The 384-nt window shown below is 70.3% G+C and carries 1 protein-coding gene; it reads left to right on the top strand.

The window, feature by feature from the left end:
* Positions 1–384, top strand: a 384-nt coding sequence (locus GWK61_RS55595; protein WP_194922420.1) for a Gfo/Idh/MocA family oxidoreductase, incomplete at both ends; no start/stop codon positions are given.

The following is a 384-nucleotide window of genomic DNA, read 5'->3' as shown; positions in this document are numbered from 1 at the left end:
GCCAAAAGCGAAGCCAACGCCACGGCTGGCAAGGCAGCAGCCAAGAGCCAAGCCGAAAGCATGGCTGGCAACACAGCAGCCGAGAGCGAAGCCGAAGCCACGGCTGGCAACGCAGCATTCGAGAGCGAAACCCGAGCCGCGGCTGGCGAGGCAGCGGCCAAGAGCGAAGCCGATGCGCGCTGGGCCGTCGCCATCGTCGGCGCCGGGGTGATCGGCCGGATCCACGCCGAAGCAGTACGGCGCCATCCCAAACTGCGCGTCGGCGCGATCGTCGACCCCGATCCAGCCGCGCGCCGCAAGCTCGCCGAGCAGATCGCGCAGGCCGAACAGGGCGCCGAGAACACGGCGCCGGCCGAGTTCGCGACCCTGCCCGAAGCCCTTGCC

The sequence above is a fragment of the Catenulispora rubra genome (assembly GCF_015356825.1).
GTDB classification, from domain to species: domain Bacteria; phylum Actinomycetota; class Actinomycetes; order Streptomycetales; family Catenulisporaceae; genus Catenulispora; species Catenulispora rubra.
Note: the sequence above shows the minus strand (reverse complement) of the source record. Positions and strands in the feature narration are given on the sequence as shown.